Origin of the sequence: Pseudomonas sp. TWI923, assembly GCF_039673365.1 — a bacterium.
Classification (GTDB): Bacteria; Pseudomonadota; Gammaproteobacteria; order Pseudomonadales; family Pseudomonadaceae; genus Aquipseudomonas; species Aquipseudomonas sichuanensis.
The window spans coordinates 85,642-103,686 of record NZ_JBDJLM010000010.1 but is presented as its reverse complement, the minus strand read 5'-3'; the positions used below and the strand labels follow the sequence as shown (position 1 = coordinate 103,686).

Here is an 18,045-nt window from a genome sequence, read left to right as displayed (position 1 = left end):
TTATGTGTGGTGTCCTTATCGCCGGAAAGGCGTAACCAATTTTTACACCGGGGACGGGGTGGGTGCCGGGTACCCGGCGATGAGGCCCGCAGCAACTGCACAACACTTCGCTTATCGGAAGACGGACAAGCCCATGAAACAGATCCACGTCATCGACTCCCACACCGGCGGCGAACCGACCCGCCTGGTCATGCAAGGCTTCCCGCAATTGACCGGCCGCAGCATGGCCGAACAGCGCGACGAACTGCGCGAGCTGCACGACCACTGGCGCCGCGCCTGCCTGCTGGAGCCACGCGGCAACGATGTGCTGGTGGGGGCGCTGTACTGCCCGCCGGTTTCCAGCGACGCCACCTGCGGGGTGATCTTCTTCAACAACGCCGGCTACCTGAACATGTGCGGCCACGGCACCATCGGCCTGGTCGCCTCCTTGCAGCACCTGGGGCTGATCGAACCGGGCGTGCACAAGATCGACACCCCGGTGGGCCAGGTCAGCGCCACCCTGCATGAGGACGGCGCGGTCACCGTCGGCAACGTGCCGTCCTGGCGCTACCGCCAGCAGGTGGCGGTCGAGGTGCCGGGCTTTGGCACGGTGCGCGGCGACATCGCCTGGGGCGGCAACTGGTTCTTCTTGGTCAGCGAACATGGCCAGCGCATCGAACTGGACAACGTCGAGGCCCTGACCGACTACACCTGGAAAATGCTCAAGGCCCTGGAAACCCAGGGCATCACCGGCGAGCACGGCGCGCCGATCGACCATATCGAACTGTTCGCCGATGACGCCCACGCCGACAGCCGCAACTTCGTGATGTGCCCGGGCAAGGCCTATGACCGCTCGCCCTGCGGCACCGGTACCAGCGCCAAGCTGGCGTGCCTGGCCGCCGACGGCAAGCTCGCCGAGGGCCAGGCCTGGGTGCAGGCGAGCATCACCGGCAGCCAGTTCCAGGGCCGCTTCGAGCGCGAAGGCGAGCGTATCCGCCCGTTCATCACCGGCCGCGCCCACATGACCGCCGACAGCACCCTGCTGATCGACGAACAAGACCCGTTTGCCTGGGGCATCTGACCCCGCTTTCTTCCCAACGAACACTGCAAGGAGTGACAACAATGACTGACAACATCTTCACCGGTTGCATGCCCGCCCTGATGACCCCCTGCACCGCGCAGCGCGCCCCCGACTTCGATGCCCTGGTGCGCAAGGGCCGCGAGCTGATCGAGGCCGGCATGAGCGCCGTGGTGTACTGCGGCTCGATGGGCGACTGGCCGCTGCTCACCGAGGCCGAGCGCCAGGAAGGCGTGGCGCGCCTGGTGGCCGCCGGCATCCCGACCATCGTCGGCACTGGCGCGGTGAACACTCGCGAGGCGGTAGCCCATGCCGCCCACGCAGCCAAGGTCGGCGCTGCCGGGCTGATGGTCATCCCCCGCGTGCTGTCCCGTGGCGCATCGCTGATTGCCCAGAAGCATCACTTCTCGGCGATCCTGGCGGCCGCGCCCAAGCTGCCGGCGGTGATCTACAACAGCCCCTACTACGGTTTCGCCACCCGCGCCGACCTGTTCTTCGAACTGCGCCGCGAGTACCCCAACCTGATCGGCTTCAAGGAGTTCGGCGGCGCCGCCGACCTGCGCTACGCCGCCGAGCACATCACCTCCCAGGATGACGAGGTGACCCTGATGGTCGGCGTCGACACGCAAGTGGTGCACGGCTTCGTCAACTGCAACGCCACCGGCGCCATCACCGGCATCGGCAACGCCCTGCCACGCCAGGTGCTGCAACTGGTGAGTCTGAGCAAGCAGGCGGCAAAGGGCGACGCCAAGGCCCGGCGCCTGGCGCGGGAACTGGAAGCCGCGCTGGCGGTGCTGTCGTCGTTCGATGAAGGCTGCGACCTGGTGCTGTACTACAAGCATCTGATGGTGCTCAACGGCGATACCGAATACAGCCTGCACTTCAACGAGACCGACGCCCTCACCGACGCCCAGCGCCACTACGCCGAGCAGCAGTACGCACTGTTCCGCACCTGGTACGCCAACTGGTCGGCCGAGCAGAACCTGGCCTGATCGTCAGGCCCAGGGGCTGCTGCGCAGCCCATCGCGACACAAGGCCGCTCCTACAGGCGACCGCGCTTTTCTGTAGGAGCGGCCTTGTGTAGCGAAAGGGGTGCGCAGCGCCCCCGGCAGCCTCAAGCCAGTCACCCTGCAAGATCCAGCCCTCAACTCGAATTACCAAGGACGCCCCCATGCCCCTCACAGGCAACCTGCTGATTGGCCAGCGCGCCGTAACCGGCACCCAGGCCGCGATCCGCGCTATCGACCCGGCCACCGACAAACCACTCGATCCGCCCTACGCCGGCGCCAGCGCCGAGCAATTGGCCCAAGCCTGTGCCCTGGCCTGGACGGCGTTCGATGAATACCGTGAAACACCGCTGGAACGACGCGCCAACTTCCTCGACACCATCGCCGAGCAGATCGAAACATTGGGCGATGAACTGATCCACCGGGCCGTCGCCGAAACCGGCCTGCCCGCGGCCCGCATCCAGGGTGAACGCACACGCACCTGCACCCAGCTACGCACCTTCGCCCGGGTAGTGCGTGCCGGCGAATGGCTGGACGTGCGCGTTGACCACGCCCTGCCCGCGCGCCAACCATTGCCACGCGCCGACCTGCGCCAGCGCCAGGTGGCCCTGGGCCCGGTGGCGGTGTTCGGCGCCAGCAACTTCCCGCTGGCGTTTTCGGTGGCCGGTGGCGATACCGCCTCGGCACTGGCCGCCGGCTGCCCGGTGGTGGTCAAGGCCCATAGCGCCCACCCCGGTACCAGCGAACTGGTCGGCCAGGCGGTGGCCCGGGCGGTGCAGATGTGCGAACTGCCCGAAGGCGTGTTCTCCCTGCTGTACGGCGCCGGCCGCGACATCGGCCTGGGCCTGGTCAACGACCCGCGCATCAAGGCGGTCGGTTTCACCGGCTCGCGCAGTGGCGGCGTTGCCCTGTGCCAGGCCGCCCAGGCACGCCCGGAACCGATTCCGGTATACGCCGAAATGAGTTCGATCAACCCGGTGTTCCTGTTCGACGCCGCCCTGCAAACCCGCGGCGATGTACTGGCACAGGGTTTCGTCGCCTCGCTGACCCAGGGCGCCGGCCAGTTCTGCACCAACCCCGGCCTGCTGATCGCCCGCCAGGGCCCGGCGCTGCAACGCTTCATCGCCGCCGCCGGCGAACAGCTGCAGCGCACCGCCGCGCAGACCATGCTCACCCCTGGCATCTTCGCAGCCTTCGCCGCCGGTATCGCCGCGCTGGCCGATAACCGCAACGCCCAACGGGTCGCCAGCGGCCAGGCGCCGCAGGGGCCGAACCAGTGCCAGGCGCAGCTGTTCCTGACCGAGGCTACGGCTTTCCTGGGTGACCCGGCCTTGCAGGCCGAAGTGTTTGGCGCGGCCTCATTGGTGGTGGCCTGTGACAGCGATGCGCAGGTGCGCCAGGTCGCCGAGCACCTGGAAGGGCAACTGACGGCCACCTTGCACCTGGACGAGGCCGACTTCGACAGTGCCCGGAATCTGCTGCCGACCCTGGAGCGCAAGGCCGGGCGCATTCTGCTCAACGGCTGGCCGACCGGCGTCGAGGTGTGCGATGCGATGGTCCACGGTGGCCCCTTCCCCGCCACTTCCGATACCCGCAGCACCTCGGTGGGGACGGCGGCAATCCTGCGCTTCCTGCGCCCGGTCTGTTACCAGGACCTGCCCGATGCCCTGCTGCCCGCTGAGTTGCAACACGCCAACCCGCTGCATCTGCGCCGTCTGGTCGACGGCAAACGGGAAGGCTAGGCATGCTCGAAACCCCTGAAACCGATATCGCCGTGGTCGGCGCCGGCATCGTCGGCGTCGCCTGTGCCTTGCAACTGGCCCGCCAGGGCAAGCGGGTGTTGCTGATCGACCGTCAGGCCCCCGGCCACGGCGCGTCCTGGGGCAATGCCGGGCACCTGGCCACCGAGCAAGTGTTCCCCATCGCCGACCTGTCGATCCTCAAGCGCCTGCCGGCCATGCTGCTGGACCCGATGGGCCCGCTGCGCCTGGACTGGAAGTACCTGCCCAGGGCGTTGCCCTGGTTCACCCGGCTGCTGCTCAACCTGCGCCCGGCCCCTTTCCAGCGCAGCGTGGCCGGCCTGCGCGCGCTCAACGAGGCAAGCCTGGGCGCCTGGCAGCGTTTGCTGGGCTCGATCGGGCGTGCTGACCTGCTGCATGAGGATGGCTCGCTGCTGGTATTCGAACGCGCCGAATCGCGCCCGGCACTGCAGGCCTTGCGCGCACGCCTGCAGCAGCAGGCGGTGCCGGTGGACTACTGGTCGGCGCAGGCCGTGCACGCCGAAGCGCCACAGTTGAGCCCGTCGCTTCAGGGCGGCCTGTTCTTCCCGCGTACCGGGCATTTCGTCGATCCGTACCGGGTGGTCGGCGCGCTGTTCGACGCCGCCCAGGCGGCCGGTGTGCGGTTCGCCAGACGCCAGGTAAGCGGTGGCCGGCTGCACGCTGGCAGGGTCACCCTGCACAGTGACCAGGGCGACCTGCAGGCCCGCCAGGTGCTGATCGCCTGCGGTGCGCATTCGGCAAGGCTGGTGCACAGCTTGACCGGCAAACGCGTCCCACTGGACACCGAACGCGGCTACCACCTGATGCTGCCCAACGAGCAGCAACGGCTGCCGTTCGCCGTCACCTCGCTGGAGCGCAAGTTCATCATGACGCCCATGGCCGGTGGCTTGCGCCTGGCCGGCACGGTGGAGTTCGCCGGGCTCGATGCAGCACCGAGCATGCAGCGGGCGTGGCAGTTGCATCGGTTGAGCAAGGGGTTGTTCCGGCGTGAGCTGGATGCCGAGGGGGCGACGCCGTGGATGGGTTTCAGGCCGTCGTTGCCGGATTCGCTGCCGGTGATCGATCGGGTGGCGGATGGCAAGGTGCTGTTGGCGTTCGGGCATCAGCACTTGGGGTTGACCCAGGCGGCGGTGACGGCGCAGTGGGTGGGGCAGTTGATTGAAGGTTTGCGGATTCCCGAGGCTTACCGGTTGGATCGGTTTTGATAGCGGGGGCCGCTGCGCGCCCCTTCGGGGGTAACCCCGCTCCCACAGATTCTGCGCCGACCTGAATGGCTGCTCAGATCCTGTGGGAGGGGGTTTACCCGCGAAGGGCTGCGCAGCAGCCCCCATTCACTCAGCGATAACGCTCAAGCCAGTGCGCGTAAGGCGCAGGCAGCGTCCACGAGGCCTTGTCCACGCCCAGCGCCTTGGCCGCGAAATACGGCCAGTGCGGATCAGCCAGGTGCGCACGCCCCACCGAGACCAGGTCCAGCTGATTGGCTTGCAGCGCCCCTTCGGCCAGCTCCGGCGTACCGAAGCCCCACGCCGAAGTCACCGGCAGTTTTGCTTCGCGGCGTACACGCTCGGCAATCGGCCCCATGAAGGCCGGGCCCCACGGAATGTTGGTCTCGGGGATGGTGAAGCCGACGCTGACGCTCAGCAGGTCCAGGCCACCGGCCTTGAAACGCCGCGCCAGTTCGATGGACTCCTGCAGGGTCTGCTCGTCACGCCCGTCGTATTCCAGCACACCAAAGCGCGCCGTCAGCGGCAGGTGCTCCGGCCACACTTCACGCACGGCCGCCAGGGTTTCCAGGAGGAAGCGGCTGCGGTTGTCGAAGCTGCCGCCATAGGCGTCGGTACGCTGGTTGGAATGCTCGGAGAAGAAGCTCTGCCCCAGGTAGCCGTGGGCGAAATGCAGCTCGATCCACTCGAAACCGGCATCCCGGGCACGGCGGGCGCCGTCGACGAAGTCCTGCTTGACCCGGGCGATGTCATCCAGGGTCATGGCCTTTGGCACTTTCGGCAGGTGGGCGCCGAAAGCGATGGCCGAGGGGGCGATGGTGTCCCAGCCGCGTGCGTCGTCGGCGGCGATATGGTCGTCACCTTCCCATGGGCGATTGGCGCTGGCCTTGCGCCCGGCGTGGGCGATCTGGATGCCCGGCACCGAGCCTGCGGCCTTGATCGCCTGCACCACCGGCACGAAGGCCTGGGCGTGGGCATCGCTCCAGATACCGGCGCAGCCAGGGGTGATACGCCCTTCCGGCGACACGGCAGTGGCTTCGACCACCACCAGGCCGGCACCGCCCCGGGCCAGGCCGGCCAGGTGGACGTGGTGCCAGTCGTTGATCATGCCGTCCTCGGCCATGTACTGGCACATCGGCGGGATGGCGATGCGGTTGCGCAAGGTGACGTCCTTGAGGGTATAGGGTTCGAACAGGGCGGACATGTGGTTACTCCGGGGGTGAGTTAACTTACGATTGTTCGATCATATTCGAACTATGGCAATTTGTGAAACCCCGTTATCATGTCGGCCATGCGAACCTATACCCACCCCTCCCCCGACCACCTCACCCTGGAGCGCCTGCTCTACGCCCTGAGCGACCCTGTGCGCATGGAAATCGTCCGCCACCTGGCCGGTGTGGCCGAGGCCAGCTGCGGCGAACTGGATGGCGGGCGGCCGAAGTCGAGCATGTCCCATCACTTTCGCGTGCTGCGCGAGGCGGGCCTGGTGTTTACCCGCAATGTGGGGACCACGCACATGAACTCATTGCGCAGCGAAGAGCTCGAGGGGCGCTTCCCCGGGCTGCTGGGCAGCATTCTCGGGCAGCGCTGAAGCCACGAGCGTTCTGTAGGCCGACACCGTCCCTGTAGGAGCGACCTTGTGTCGCGAAAGGGCTTGCACAGCAGCCCCGGCAATCTTGAGCCAGACTGGAGATCCTGGGGCCGCTGCGCGCCCCTATCGCGACACAAGGCCGCTCCTGCAAAGGGCAATCCCGTACAAATCTGCAGGCACAAAAAACCACGAGGCCGCCGGGGGCGACGCTCGTGGTTGGTGTTGCCGGGTTTCCCCGGCAAGCAGCAGGGCCTTACAGCGCCATGTCGTTAGCAGGCTTGCTCTCGACCGCTGCGGCTGGCGCAACGCTGGTGCCGACGCTCTGGTCGATCACTGGCGGCTTCTCCAACTGCAGTACTTCGGCGGTGTAGTTCCACTCTTTCTGGGTAGCCGCTGCCGAATCGTTCAGCTTGGTACCGTAGCTCGGGACGATCTCCTTGATCTTGGCCTGCCACTCAGGGGTAGCCACCTTTTCCTTGAACACGGTCTGCAGCACGTTGAGCATGATCGGCGCGGCAGTCGATGCACCTGGGGAGGCGCCCAGCAGGCCGGCGATGGTGCGGTCTTCGGAGGCAACCACTTCGGTGCCCAGCTTCAGCACGCCGCCCTTCTCTTCGTCACGCTTGATGATCTGCACGCGCTGACCGGCCTGCCACAGGCGCCAGTCTTCTTTCTTGGCGTTCGGGAAGTAGGTGCGCAGGGCTTCGAAGCGGTCATCATCCGACAGCATCAGCTGGCCGGCGAGGTACTCGACCAGCGGGTACTGTTCGATACCGACCTTGGTCATCGGCCACACGTTGTGCATCGTGGTGCTGCCCAGCAGGTCCAGGTACGAGCCGTTCTTCAGGAACTTGGTCGAGAAGGTGGCGAATGGCCCGAACAGGATGACGCGCTTGCCGTCCAGAACGCGGGTGTCCAGGTGCGGTACCGACATGGGTGGCGCGCCGGTCGAAGCGATGCCGTAGGCCTTGGCCATGTGCTGCATGGCAACAGTCGGGTTCTCGGTCACCAGGAACGAACCGCCCACCGGGAAGCCTGCGTATTCCTTGGCTTCCGGGATGCCCGACTTCTGCAGCAGCTTCAGCGCGCCGCCGCCGGCACCGATGAACAGGAACTTGGCGTCGGTAGCCGATTCGGTACCGTCCTTGAGGTTCTTGTACTCGACGTGCCAGGAGCCGTCCGCATTGCGGGTGATGTCCTGCACTTCGGTGGACAGCTTGAGGTCGAAGTTCTCTTTGGTCTTCAGGTGGCCAACGAACTGGCGGGTGATCTCACCGAAGTTGACGTCGGTACCGATCGGCGTCCAGGTCACGGCCAGCTTCTGGTTCGGGTCACGCCCTTCCATCATCAGCGGGACCCACTTGGCGATCTGCGCGTGGTCTTCGGAGTACTGCATCGGGCGGAACAGTGGGCTGGTCTGCAGCGCGTCGTAACGCTTCTTGAGGAACTTGATGTTGTCATCGCCCCAGACGAAGCTCATGTGCGGGGTGGTGTTGATGAACGAGTGCGGGTTCTTCAGCACGCCCTGGCGCACCTGCCAGGCCCAGAACTGGCGGGAGATCTGGAACGACTCGTTGATCTCGATGGCCTTGGTGATGTTGACGTTGCCGTCTTTGTCTTCTGGGGTGTAGTTCAGCTCGGCCAGCGCGGAGTGGCCGGTACCGGCGTTGTTCCAGCCGTTGGAGCTTTCTTCGGCGACGCCGTCCAGGCGCTCGACCATTTCCATCGACCAGCTTGGTTCCAGCTCGTTGAGCCAGACTGCCAGGGTGGAGCTCATGATGCCGCCGCCAACCAGCAGCACGTCAACTTTTTTGGTCTCTGCTGCGTGCGCTTGCATGAAGCTCGCTGCAACAGCCAGACCCAGCAAGGTCTTGCCAGCTTTCTTGAACATTGATCAATTCCAGTGTGTAGAACGGAGGGTGGGCCTGTGGCTGGCCCAGATGTTCCATGTTCTTCAGCGCAGGCTTGTTGTGGTCATTGTTCAGCAGCTAGAGAGCATTGGACGCGCCAGCCTTTGGTCGGATTGACCGGCAGGGCTGAAACGATTTACGGATTGTATCTGAATTGCCAGCACAAACAAATTGCGGGGCAACCCGCAAGGCGGTGGGTTGTCACGCGACAAGGTGCCACGCCCCAGTGGGCAATGGCGGGCGCCAAAAACAAAAACCCCCGGCCACATCCATGGCCGGGGGTCTTGGATCAGGTCGCAAACGACCCGATCGGGGTGCTACCAAGATTACTGCTGAGGCAGTTTGTCGATCGCGCCGCAGCCGCCGATGATCTTGGAGATGGAAACCGATGGGTGGAACAGGTAGTCGTACGAGCAGTTCTTAGGCTGGTTGTAGACTTGGCCGGTGCAGCCGGACAGCAGGGCAACGCCCGAAACGAGAGCAACGGCAACAGTAGCTTTGATCAGCTTTTTCATAAAAAATCCTTTAGTCCATGATCCGCCATCATTCTGATGGCCGCCGGATGATACGGGAAAAGTTGCCCGAGTAGAAGCCAGATAGTGCATTCGTAATAACTGCCCTGCTTCCAGCAAGTTTTTCGGCAGCGACTAACTCATGTTCAAGCAGCGCATTATTGCGGACGCACAGCGCACTGCATGTAATGAATTCAGTACCAATTGGAATGAACTCAAGCATGCTCTGCCGATGATTTAGCGATAATCGGTAAAGACCTGAATGCCCTGGGTAAAACAAGGTAAATGCTCTACCGATTGTGCTGCACTCCACCTGCCCCCTTGAAAGATAAGCCCGCACAACCGCCAGTTGTAGAGGCCTTCGATCACCTGATCAGAGCTTGAACTGGCCCACCAACGTTTGCAGTTCTGCACCGAGGCGGGCCAATTTTACGCTGGACGCCGCTGTTTCTTCGCTGGCCGCCGCAGTCTGTTCCGAGACTTCGCGCACATTGAGCACGCTGCGATTGATTTCCTCGGCCACAGCGCTTTGCTGCTCCGAAGCGGTGGCAATTTGCAGGTTCATCGATTCGATGGTGGCCACCGAACGGCTGATACTCATCAATGAAGTGCCCGCTCGGCGTGTCAACTCTACGCTGTTGCTGGTCAGTTCGCGGCTGCGCTCCAGAATATCGCCCACTTGCTGCGTACCACGGTGCAGGCCGCCAATCAGCCCTTCAATTTCTTCGGTGGAAGTCTGAGTGCGTTGCGCCAGGCTGCGAACTTCATCGGCGACTACCGCAAAACCACGGCCGGCCTCACCGGCACGTGCGGCTTCGATGGCTGCGTTCAAGGCCAGCAGGTTGGTCTGCTGGGCGACCGACTTGATCACATCCAGCACCGTACCGATCTTGTCGCTCTCACGCTTGAGTTCGGCCATGGCTTGCGTCGAGTGCCCCACCTCGGCGTCCAGGTGGGTAATCTGCTCGATGGCCTGATTGACCACCACGTCGCTTTCGCGCGCCTCCTGGCTGGCATTGACCGCCGCAGTCGATGCCTGCTCGGCACTGCGCGCCACATCCTGCACGGTCGAGGCCATCTCGTTCATGGCCGTCGCCACCTGGTCGGTCTCGACCTTCTGGCTGCTGACCCCTGCGCTGGTCTGCTCGGTCACGGTGGACAGTTCTTCGGCTGCACCGGCGATCTGCACCACACCGTCACGCAATCCACCGATAAGACCACGCAGGTTCAGGGTCATGCGCTGCATGCTGGCTTGCAGTTCACCCAGCTCATCTCGTCGGGATACCTGGATATCCTGGCTCAAATTGCCATTGGCGACCCGCTCGACGCTCTGCAGCACCTCTTTCAAAGGCACGACGATCAGGCGGGTGATCGACCAGGCGGCCAGCACTCCGAGCATCAGCGCCAGCACAGCCGCGACGATCAACCGCTGGATAAAGGACTGCACTTCGTTGTCACGCTTGCTCGACTGGCTATCCGATAACTGCCCGAACGCCTCGAGCAGGCTCTTCAGGTTGGCCTCCAGGGCATCGAGGGCCTGGGCCGCCTGGGCATCGTTGTGTGCGTCGATGGCGCGGGCATAGTCCTGGAAGTGGGCGCGGTAAAGTTCGACAGCGCTACTTGCCTGCTTGGTCCAGCGCAGGTCGTTCGGGTCGCTGAGCAGTTTGGCGAGCGTATCCACCCGAAGATTGAGTTCATCAAGCGCCTTGACCAAGAGCGTTGCTTGCGCGGCACCAGGAGAGACTGTGTAGTTCAGGCGTGCAATGCGAACCTCGCGTGCCTCTTCATTGACCTTGGCAATACTGCTGAGTTTGCCACTGCGCTCGCCCAGACCGCTCAACCCTCCCCAGCCAATGCCCGCGATAATGATGGTCAGCAATAAAACCAGTGCAAAGCCCAAGGTCAGTTTCGACCTCACACTCATATCGGCCAGCACCTTCACACTTGCATCGAACATCTGCACAGCCCTTATATCTATGTTCTTCAGACAACCATCGCCGGCCAAACCTGCAGCGGTTGAAGGAGGTAGGGAATACCGTCAGGTCCAGCTGAAGTGACGGCGCAAGAGAAATAGAGCAAGGCCCGTAAAAGATGAATGCGCGCAATTCATGCGCCTTCGCAAACACTAAGGGAAAACCTGAGGGGATTCGAAGGATTGAAACGACGCGATTCATAGCACTAGGCCATCATTCGCGAAGAAATATACATCTGAGAGAAATTTTCGACAACATAACACCATGCCATTTGTGACCAATAGCACGATTAAATTGTGAACAATATCCAGTTGGCATTCACCACATCGCTGATGCACCGCCCCGCCTCCAAGGCAAACCGTGCATTAACTGGCTCAGCGAGAGATCTGTCGTCGAAGCATCGCGAAGGGAGGTTGTATTGATAGCACCCAGAAACGACGAAGCCCCCGAAAACTCAAGGTTTTCGGGGGCTTCGACTACTTCGCGTATGGCGGAGAGATAGGGATTTGAACCCTAGGTACTGTTGCCAGTACAACGGATTTCGAATCCGTCCCGTTCGACCACTCCGGCATCTCTCCAATAGCGCGCATCATACCAGCGATTTTGATTCTGGCAAACCTTTTTTTGAAAAAAAATCGCGTGGTATCAGGCGCTTGCGTGAACGAGCCGCTTACAGCGGCACGCCCAGGCGTTTTGCAACTTCTTCGTAGGCTTCGATCACATCACCCAGGCCCTGGCGGAAGCGGTCCTTGTCCATCTTCTTGCGGGTCTCTTTGTCCCACAGGCGGCAGCCGTCCGGGCTGAACTCGTCGCCCAGGACGATCTGGCCGTGGAACACGCCGAACTCCAGCTTGAAGTCGACCAGCAGCAGGCCTGCGTCATCGAACAGCTTGGTCAGCACTTCGTTGACCTTCAACGACAGCTTCTTCATCTCGACCAGTTGCTCGGCGGTGCCCCAGCCGAACGCGACAACGTGGGATTCGTTGATGAAGGGGTCGCCCTTCTCGTCGTTCTTGAGGAACAGTTCGAAGGTGGACGGCTCGAGCTTGATGCCCTCCTCCACGCCCAGGCGCTTGACCAGGCTGCCGGCGGCGTAGTTGCGCACCACGCACTCGACCGGGATCATGTCGAGCTTCTTGACCAGGCACTCGTTATCACCCAGCAGTTTGTCGAACTGAGTCGGCACGCCGGCTTCTTCGAGCTTCTGCATGATGAAGGCGTTGAACTTGTTGTTCACCATGCCTTTACGGTCGAGCTGCTCGATGCGCTTGCCGTCGAACGCCGAAGTGTCGTTACGGAACAGCAGGATCAAGCGATCGGCGTCATCGGTCTTGTAAACCGATTTGGCCTTGCCACGGTAGAGTTCTTCGCGTTTTTCCATGATGGGCTCCGCTTGCTTGAGTTGGTGGGCTAGGCGATCAGGCGCCAGTCGAGCCCATGGTCTTGATTAGCCACCTGGAGCCAGTCCGGGTCGCACCCGAGGGCGTCGACGAAGCACTGGCGGGCCAGGTGTGGCTGGTTGTTCTTGCTGCTGAGGTGGGCCAGCACCAGGTGCTGAAGGTTCTGCCAGCCCAACTCGGCCACCAGGCTTGCGGCCTGGTGGTTGTTCAGATGTCCTTGGCTGCCGCCGACCCGTCGCTTGAGGAACTGCGGGTAATGCCCGCGTGCCAGCAGGTCACGGCAGTGGTTGGCCTCGATCAGCAGGGCGTCGAGGGCCTGGTAACGCTCCAGCAGGTACATGTCGTAACTGCCAAGGTCGGTCAGCATGCCGAAGCGCCGGCGACCATCGCTGATCACGTACTGCAGTGGCTCGTAGGCATCATGCTCGACCCGTGCGGCGCTGACCTGCAGATCGCCGATCTGCAGTGTATCGCCACAGCTGAGAAACCCCGCTACCTCCACCGGCTTGCGCAGGCCACGCAAAGTGCCCTGGCTCATGTAGACCGGTACATTGTAGCGGCGCGCCAGCAAACCCACCCCATGCACATGGTCGGCATGCTCGTGGGTGACCAGCACCGCGCTCAGTTGCGTGGCCGACACCCCGAGCAGCGCCAGGCGCCGCTCGGTCTCCCGCAACGAGAAGCCGCAATCGACCAGGATGAGCGTGTCACCACTGGCGATCAGCGTGCCGTTTCCCTGGCTACCGCTTCCAAGAACCGCGAAACGCACTTAGCCCAGACGGTCCTGGATTGCGCTCAGCACGCGGCGGGCCACATCGGCCGGGGCCACGGTATTGATGTTCTTCTCGACGGTGACCTGGACGTTTTCACCGACCTTGCTCAGGCGTACCTGGTAACGCTCGGCGCGGGCCTCACGCTCTTCCTTGCTCGGTTCGCTGCCGAACAGACGGCTGAGGAAGCCAGGTTCCTTGTGCTTGTCGTCCGGTTTTTCCGAAAGGTTGATGTAGTACAGGCCCAGGCTGCGGTTGATGTCCTCGACGCGCCACTCACCCTGTTCCAGGGCACGGCCCACGCCGGACCAGGCACGGTCGAGGTCGGAGCCCAGGTACAGCACCGGGTTGCCGCTGCCGTCCTCACTGAGGCTGACCTGGCTCGGCGCATCAAAATCACGCGCGGCCAGCAGCGACACCGAACCGCCCTTCTCGGCGTTGCGGTTCATGCTGGCGAGCATTTCATCGACCAGCAGCGCGTCGGCGCCAGTGTTGCTCGAAGTGGACGGGAACTCGGGCTCGGCGGTGCTGCCTGCCGGGCGCTCGACGCTGACCACATAGACTTCCGAGGTGTTGCGCTGCACGCCTGGTTCCATGCGCACCCGCACCCGGACTTCGCTGTCGGGGCTGCTGGAGGCGCTGGCCAGACGCTGGCCGAGCGACGCGGAGAGCTCGTCGAAACGCTGCCAGCTGGTGCTGAACTCACCAGTCTGCGGACGCTCTTCGGCAATGCGGAAGCCGTTGTCTTCGAAGAACTGATGGGTCACCGGCCAGACTTCGGCCGGCGAGCGCTGGGCCAGCACCCAGCGGCTGCTGCCACTGCGCTGCAGGCTGAAATCGCTGATGTCGGCTGTTGCCGACAGCGGTTGCGGGCGCGGTACTTCGAACTCGCCAGTGGCGTGATCGTCGGCAACGTTGCGCGGGATCGGCAGCAGCGGGTCCATGCGTTTGACGTTGCTGGCGTCCGGCGGCAGCTGCATCGGCGCGGTGGGCTGCGCCTGCAGGTAATCGCTGCCGCGGTCGCGGAAATAGCCATCCTCGCCCCACAGCCAGCCACAACCGCTGGTGCTGGAGATGATCAGGGCAAGGGTGGAAAGACCAGCCAGTCGCTTCATGCGGTGTACTTCCTCGATTAAACCAGTACGCCGGACTGGCGCAAGGCAGTACGGACTTTTTCGTGACAGCTGTCGCTCAGCCAGGTCAGCGGCAGGCGGATACCTTTGTGCATCAGGCCCATTTCAACGAGCGCCCACTTCACCGGGATCGGGTTGGCTTCGCAGAACAGGTCTTTGTGCAGCGGCATGAGTTTTTCGTTGATCGCGCGGGCCTTCTCGGCATTGCCCTCAAGGGCGGCCTCGCACAGGTCGGCCATTTCGCGCGGGGCGACGTTGGCGGTAACGGAGATGTTGCCCTTGCCGCCCATCAGGATCAGTTCGACGGCAGTCGGGTCGTCGCCGGACAGGACGATGAAGTCGCTGTCAACGCCATCGAGGATGGCCTTGGCGCGCACCAGGTCGCCGGTAGCTTCCTTGATCCCGATGATGTTCTTGACCTTCGACAGGCGGATCACGGTGTCGGCCTGCATGTCGCAGGACGTGCGGCCGGGTACGTTGTAGAGGATCTGCGGGATGTCGACGGCTTCGGCAACGTGCTTGAAGTGCTGGTACAGGCCTTCCTGGGTCGGCTTGTTGTAGTACGGGACTACCAGCAGGCAGGCATCGGCGCCGGCGTTCTTGGCGTTCTGCGTGAGGTGAACGGCTTCGGCAGTGGAGTTGGCACCGGTGCCGGCGATGACCGGGATGCGCTTGTTGCTGTGCTTTACACGCTCGACCACGTGCTTGATGACCAGGATGTGTTCTTCTACATCCAGGGTGGCCGACTCACCGGTGGTGCCGACAGCGACGATCGCGTGGGTGCCATTTTCCAGGTGGAAGTCTACAAGTTTGTCGAGGCTGCCCCAATCAAGACGCCCTTGTGCATCCATGGGTGTGACCAATGCCACCATACTGCCCGCAATCATGTAACTGCTCCTGCCGGAAAAAGAGAGCGGTAATGGTACTGGGGGCATCGGCCTTGCACAAGCGAAGCAGGCGGGCGGAGCATTCCCCTTCGCGCCGCTTTTCGCTACCCTTGATCCTTTGATCGGTACAGCGCGGCCCGCCGGGCCGTCGACAGTGCTCCCGGCCTGTGTTCATCGCCATGAAACCGTGGCCGTGCCCCCACGCAAACAGCAGGCTTGTCCCGTCCTGTACCGACCGCTCATCGCTTTAGGAATGCTGCATGTCCACCCCCACCGTTCGCGAACAATTCCTCGTCATCAGCGCCCTGGGCCCCAACCCGATGGAGCTGGCCAATGTTCTGAGCCGCGCAGCTTTCGAAAACCGCTGCGCGGTCGTCACCTCGCGCCTGAGCCGCCATGGCGAAACCAGCGCCCTGGTATTGCAGGTCGGCGGTAGCTGGGACGCCCTGGCGCGCCTGGAGACCACGCTGCCGGGCCTGGCCAAGAAGCACGGCCTGACCCTGGACGTGGTGCGCAGCGCCGAACAGGAAGTGCGCCCACAGGCCCTGCCTTATGTGGCCTATGTCAGCGCCGCCTATCGCCCGGACATCATCAACGAGCTGTGCCAGTTCTTCCTCGACCACCGCGTCGAGCTGGACGCGATGACCTGCGACACCTACCTGGCCCCGCAGACCGGCAGCAGCATGCTCAATGCCCAGTTCACCGTGATCCTGCCGGCCGGCACCCAGATCAGCTGGCTGCGCGACCAGTTCCTGGACTTTGCCGACGCCCTCAACCTGGACGCGCTGATCGAACCGTGGCGCCCACAGAACCCTGTCTAAGGAAGCCCTCATGGCCGTAGCACTCGACCAACCCGTTGCCGATTTCCAGGTCCAGGCCACCAGCGGCCAGACCGTCAGCCTCGCCCAGCTCAAGGGCCAGCAGGTGGTGCTGTACTTCTACCCCAAGGACAGCACCCCGGGCTGCACCACCGAAGGCCAGGGTTTCCGTGACCAGTACGCGGCGTTCCAGGCCGCCAATACCGTGGTATTCGGCGTATCGCGCGACGGCATCAAGTCGCACGAGAACTTCAAGGCCAAGCAAGCCTTCCCCTTCGAGCTGATCAGCGACAAGGACGAGGCGCTGTGCCAGTTGTTCGACGTGATCAAGCTGAAAAAGCTGTATGGCAAGGAGTACCTGGGTGTCGACCGCAGCACCTTCCTGATCGACAAGGACGGCGTGCTGCGCCAGGAATGGCGTGGGGTGAAGGTACCGGGGCATGTGGATGCCGTGCTCGCGGCAGCCGAGGCCTTGAACAAGGCTTGAGATCGATGGGGGCGCTTTGCGCCTCTGATCGCGACACAAGGCCGCTCCTACAGGACAACTCGATCCCCTGTAGGAGCGGCCTTGTGTCGCGAAAGGGCTGTGAAGCAGTCCCCAGCGTTTACAACATCGGCGCGACCGATGCCTCCTGCCGCGGCCACGCATCCAGCACCGCCTTGAACAGCGTCGCCAGCGGGATCGCGAAGAAGATCCCCCAGAAGCCCCATAACCCGCCAAACAACAGCACCGCGCAGATGATCGCCACCGGGTGCAGGCTCACCGCCTCGGAGAACAGCAGCGGCACCAGCACGTTGCCATCGAGCGCCTGGATGATCGCGTATACCGCCATCAGGTAGATGAACTGATCGCCCCAGCCCCACTGGAACAGCGCGATCAGGGTCACCGGCACGGTCACCACCACCGCCCCCACATAAGGCACCACCACCGACAGCCCCACCAGCAGCGCCAGCAGTGCGGCGTAGTTGAGCCCCAGGCTGATGAAGGCGATATAGGTGGCGACACCACAGATCAGGATCTCGATGCCCTTACCGCGGATGTAGTTGGCGATCTGCCGGTTCATCTCGTCGCCCACCCGGTTGAGCAGGGCGCGCTCGCGTGGCAGGTAGCCACTGACCCAGCGGCCGATCAGTTCGCGGTCCTTGAGGAAGAAGAACACCAGGATCGGCACCAGCACCAGGTAGATCATCGCGTTGACCAGCAGCGGCAGGCTCGACAACGAGAAGGTCAGCGCCCACTGGCCGAACTTGCCGATTTCACCGCGCACCGTTTCGATGGCACGCAGCACCTGCTCATCCGACACCAGGTGCGGGTAGCGCTCGGGCAGCAGCAGCAACAGCGACTGCCACTTGCCCAGCATGCCGGGCAGCTCATTGAACAGGGTGATCAACTGATGCCAGAGCAACGGCACCAGCACCAGCATGAACACCGCCAGGGCGCCCATGAACAGCGCGAACACCAGCCACACCGCCAGCCGTGTCGGCACCTTGAAGCGCTCCAGGGCGTTGACCAGCCCCTGCATCAGGAAAGCCAGGACCATGCCCGCCAGCACCGGCGCGAGCATCCCGCCCAACGTCAGCACCACGGTGAAGGCCAGGAACAGCAGGACCGCCAGCACCACTGCCTCCTCATCGGAGAAGTAGCGCTGCATCCAGTCGCGTAGCACTTTGATCATTGCCGATCCTTGAAAGAAAACTCAGGCCTTGCGCAGCCAGTACGTGTACACCCCGGCCTCGGCCGTTTCGTGCAGCAGCGTATGACCGGCAAGCCGGGCAAAAGTGCGAAAGTCGCGTTGCGAGCCTGCGTCGGTGGCGATCACCTTGAGCACCGCGCCACTGGCCAGGCGATTGAGCTCCATCTTCGCCTTGAGCAGCGGCAACGGGCAGTTCAGCCCGCTGGCGTCGAGTTCGGCGTCGCAGGTCAGGGTGTCACTCATCGGGCGCGTCTCCACTGGCAAGGCAAAAAGGGCACTAGGATACCGC

General features: G+C 63.4%; 17 protein-coding genes and 1 tRNA gene. 7 read left to right on the top strand and 11 right to left on the bottom strand.

The window, feature by feature from the left end; genetic code table 11:
* Nucleotides 1-133 precede the first annotated feature (133 nt).
* The 4 genes from ABE459_RS07270 (at nucleotide 134) to ABE459_RS07255 (ending at nucleotide 5,050) form a co-directional block, all read left to right on the top strand.
* Nucleotides 134-1,060 carry a 4-hydroxyproline epimerase gene (locus tag ABE459_RS07270; RefSeq protein ID WP_323830187.1) on the top strand — a complete coding sequence of 309 codons (927 nt, stop codon included), beginning with the start codon at nucleotides 134-136 and terminating at the stop codon, nucleotides 1,058-1,060.
* A 41-nt stretch (nucleotides 1,061-1,101) separates the two neighbouring features.
* Nucleotides 1,102-2,049: a dihydrodipicolinate synthase family protein gene (locus ABE459_RS07265; protein WP_323830188.1), complete on the top strand. Its 948-nt coding sequence runs from the start codon at nucleotides 1,102-1,104 to the stop codon at nucleotides 2,047-2,049.
* A gap of 179 nt (nucleotides 2,050-2,228) precedes the next feature.
* On the top strand, nucleotides 2,229-3,806 hold the full coding sequence (locus ABE459_RS07260; RefSeq protein WP_323830189.1) for an aldehyde dehydrogenase (NADP(+)): 1,578 nt from the start codon (nucleotides 2,229-2,231) through the stop codon (nucleotides 3,804-3,806).
* Nucleotides 3,807-3,808: 2 nt separating this feature from the next.
* On the top strand, nucleotides 3,809-5,050 hold the full coding sequence (locus ABE459_RS07255) for an FAD-dependent oxidoreductase (protein WP_323830190.1): 1,242 nt from the start codon (nucleotides 3,809-3,811) through the stop codon (nucleotides 5,048-5,050).
* Nucleotides 5,051-5,180: 130 nt separating this feature from the next.
* On the opposite strand, the gene xenA is transcribed toward ABE459_RS07255, so the two are convergent.
* Nucleotides 5,181-6,272 (bottom strand): xenobiotic reductase XenA, encoded by a 1,092-nt coding sequence (xenA, locus tag ABE459_RS07250; RefSeq protein WP_125859637.1) that lies wholly within the window; start codon nucleotides 6,270-6,272, stop codon nucleotides 5,181-5,183.
* Nucleotides 6,273-6,350: 78 nt separating this feature from the next.
* On the opposite strand from xenA, the gene ABE459_RS07245 reads away from it, so the two are divergent.
* Nucleotides 6,351-6,659, top strand: a complete 309-nt coding sequence (locus ABE459_RS07245; protein WP_323830191.1) for a helix-turn-helix domain-containing protein — start codon at nucleotides 6,351-6,353, stop codon at nucleotides 6,657-6,659.
* Nucleotides 6,660-6,912: 253 nt separating this feature from the next.
* Here the strand turns inward: ABE459_RS07245 and mqo are convergent, their stop codons facing one another.
* The 8 genes from mqo to dapA form a co-directional block, all read right to left on the bottom strand.
* Nucleotides 6,913-8,550 carry a malate dehydrogenase (quinone) gene (gene mqo / locus ABE459_RS07240; RefSeq protein WP_125465125.1) on the bottom strand — a complete coding sequence of 546 codons (1,638 nt, stop codon included), beginning with the start codon at nucleotides 8,548-8,550 and terminating at the stop codon, nucleotides 6,913-6,915.
* A 345-nt stretch (nucleotides 8,551-8,895) separates the two neighbouring features.
* Nucleotides 8,896-9,084, bottom strand: a complete 189-nt coding sequence (locus tag ABE459_RS07235) for a YhfL family protein (protein ID WP_110992320.1) — start codon at nucleotides 9,082-9,084, stop codon at nucleotides 8,896-8,898.
* Between the two features lie 370 nt (nucleotides 9,085-9,454).
* Entirely contained in the window at nucleotides 9,455-11,038 is a 1,584-nt protein-coding gene (locus ABE459_RS07230; protein ID WP_323830192.1) for a methyl-accepting chemotaxis protein, read from the bottom strand.
* A gap of 504 nt (nucleotides 11,039-11,542) precedes the next feature.
* Nucleotides 11,543-11,632: transfer RNA gene (locus ABE459_RS07225), tRNA-Ser, on the bottom strand.
* Nucleotides 11,633-11,724: 92 nt separating this feature from the next.
* On the bottom strand, nucleotides 11,725-12,435 hold the full coding sequence (gene purC, locus ABE459_RS07220; RefSeq protein WP_103444794.1) for a phosphoribosylaminoimidazolesuccinocarboxamide synthase: 711 nt from the start codon (nucleotides 12,433-12,435) through the stop codon (nucleotides 11,725-11,727).
* A 29-nt stretch (nucleotides 12,436-12,464) separates the two neighbouring features.
* Nucleotides 12,465-13,223, bottom strand: a complete 759-nt coding sequence (locus tag ABE459_RS07215) for an MBL fold metallo-hydrolase (RefSeq protein ID WP_125465127.1) — start codon at nucleotides 13,221-13,223, stop codon at nucleotides 12,465-12,467.
* Nucleotides 13,224-14,339, bottom strand: a complete 1,116-nt coding sequence (gene bamC / locus ABE459_RS07210) for an outer membrane protein assembly factor BamC (protein ID WP_125465128.1) — start codon at nucleotides 14,337-14,339, stop codon at nucleotides 13,224-13,226.
* Between the two features lie 17 nt (nucleotides 14,340-14,356).
* Entirely contained in the window at nucleotides 14,357-15,244 is an 888-nt protein-coding gene (gene dapA, locus ABE459_RS07205; protein WP_323830193.1) for a 4-hydroxy-tetrahydrodipicolinate synthase, read from the bottom strand.
* A 260-nt stretch (nucleotides 15,245-15,504) separates the two neighbouring features.
* Here dapA and ABE459_RS07200 point away from each other — a divergent pair, with 260 nt between their 5' ends.
* Together ABE459_RS07200 and ABE459_RS07195 are read left to right on the top strand one after the other, a co-directional pair.
* Nucleotides 15,505-16,065 carry a glycine cleavage system protein R gene (locus ABE459_RS07200; RefSeq protein ID WP_110992325.1) on the top strand — a complete coding sequence of 187 codons (561 nt, stop codon included), beginning with the start codon at nucleotides 15,505-15,507 and terminating at the stop codon, nucleotides 16,063-16,065.
* Between the two features lie 10 nt (nucleotides 16,066-16,075).
* Nucleotides 16,076-16,549, top strand: coding sequence for a peroxiredoxin (locus ABE459_RS07195; RefSeq protein WP_110992326.1), 474 nt, complete (start codon nucleotides 16,076-16,078; stop codon nucleotides 16,547-16,549).
* A 118-nt stretch (nucleotides 16,550-16,667) separates the two neighbouring features.
* On the opposite strand, the gene ABE459_RS07190 is transcribed toward ABE459_RS07195, so the two are convergent.
* Together ABE459_RS07190 and ABE459_RS07185 are read right to left on the bottom strand one after the other, a co-directional pair.
* The gene (locus ABE459_RS07190; RefSeq protein WP_323830194.1) at nucleotides 16,668-17,738 is read right to left on the bottom strand and encodes an AI-2E family transporter; all 1,071 of its coding nucleotides are present in this window, start codon (nucleotides 17,736-17,738) and stop codon (nucleotides 16,668-16,670) included.
* 21 nt (nucleotides 17,739-17,759) lie between these two features.
* A complete protein-coding gene (locus tag ABE459_RS07185) occupies nucleotides 17,760-17,999 on the bottom strand; it encodes a sulfurtransferase TusA family protein (RefSeq protein WP_110992328.1) in 240 nt (79 codons plus the stop codon).
* Nucleotides 18,000-18,045 lie beyond the last annotated feature (46 nt).

Excerpts from the sequence above, each read along its gene's own strand:
- ABE459_RS07235 (WP_110992320.1), bottom strand. The coding sequence starts at position 9,084 with ATGAAAAAGCTGATCAAAGCTACTGTTGCCGTTGCTCTCGTTTCGGGC.
- ABE459_RS07265 (WP_323830188.1), top strand. The coding sequence starts at position 1,102 with ATGACTGACAACATCTTCACCGGTTGCATGCCCGCCCTGATGACCCCC.
- ABE459_RS07200 (WP_110992325.1), top strand. The coding sequence starts at position 15,505 with ATGTCCACCCCCACCGTTCGCGAACAATTCCTCGTCATCAGCGCCCTG.
- ABE459_RS07230 (WP_323830192.1), bottom strand. The coding sequence starts at position 11,038 with ATGTTCGATGCAAGTGTGAAGGTGCTGGCCGATATGAGTGTGAGGTCG.
- ABE459_RS07270 (WP_323830187.1), top strand. The coding sequence starts at position 134 with ATGAAACAGATCCACGTCATCGACTCCCACACCGGCGGCGAACCGACC.
- purC (WP_103444794.1), bottom strand. The coding sequence starts at position 12,435 with ATGGAAAAACGCGAAGAACTCTACCGTGGCAAGGCCAAATCGGTTTAC.
- ABE459_RS07260 (WP_323830189.1), top strand. The coding sequence starts at position 2,229 with ATGCCCCTCACAGGCAACCTGCTGATTGGCCAGCGCGCCGTAACCGGC.
- mqo (WP_125465125.1), bottom strand. The coding sequence starts at position 8,550 with ATGTTCAAGAAAGCTGGCAAGACCTTGCTGGGTCTGGCTGTTGCAGCG.
- bamC (WP_125465128.1), bottom strand. The coding sequence starts at position 14,339 with ATGAAGCGACTGGCTGGTCTTTCCACCCTTGCCCTGATCATCTCCAGC.
- ABE459_RS07245 (WP_323830191.1), top strand. The coding sequence starts at position 6,351 with ATGTCGGCCATGCGAACCTATACCCACCCCTCCCCCGACCACCTCACC.
- ABE459_RS07190 (WP_323830194.1), bottom strand. The coding sequence starts at position 17,738 with ATGATCAAAGTGCTACGCGACTGGATGCAGCGCTACTTCTCCGATGAG.
- dapA (WP_323830193.1), bottom strand. The coding sequence starts at position 15,244 with ATGATTGCGGGCAGTATGGTGGCATTGGTCACACCCATGGATGCACAA.
- xenA (WP_125859637.1), bottom strand. The coding sequence starts at position 6,272 with ATGTCCGCCCTGTTCGAACCCTATACCCTCAAGGACGTCACCTTGCGC.
- ABE459_RS07185 (WP_110992328.1), bottom strand. The coding sequence starts at position 17,999 with ATGAGTGACACCCTGACCTGCGACGCCGAACTCGACGCCAGCGGGCTG.
- ABE459_RS07195 (WP_110992326.1), top strand. The coding sequence starts at position 16,076 with ATGGCCGTAGCACTCGACCAACCCGTTGCCGATTTCCAGGTCCAGGCC.
- ABE459_RS07255 (WP_323830190.1), top strand. The coding sequence starts at position 3,809 with ATGCTCGAAACCCCTGAAACCGATATCGCCGTGGTCGGCGCCGGCATC.